Here is a 240-nt window from a genome sequence, read left to right on the forward strand (position 1 = left end):
ACATCTTCGACAAGAATATCATAGACACACTCATCGACATCACCTTTTTCAACACCTACTCCACTTGTTGCATTCCCTTGTGGATCAATGTCAACAAGCAAAACTCTTTTACCAATATGCGCTAAACAAGCACTTAAATTGACAGCCGTCGTCGTTTTGCCGACGCCACCTTTTTGATTTGCTACAGCAATGATTTTGGCCACGCTGTCACCTACTTTCCATCCATGACTCGAACTCTTT

1 protein-coding gene is annotated in these 240 nt (G+C 42.5%); it reads right to left on the minus strand.

The genetic code is table 11. From position 1 onward, the window contains the following. The coding region (locus tag L9G74_RS21890; RefSeq protein ID WP_238899011.1) for an AAA family ATPase at positions 1-203 on the minus strand (203 nt) is incomplete at its 3' end. Positions 204-240: the final 37 nt, after the last annotated feature.

The organism is Shewanella electrica, assembly GCF_022321485.1.
GTDB classification, from domain to species: Bacteria; Pseudomonadota; Gammaproteobacteria; order Enterobacterales; family Shewanellaceae; genus Shewanella; species Shewanella electrica.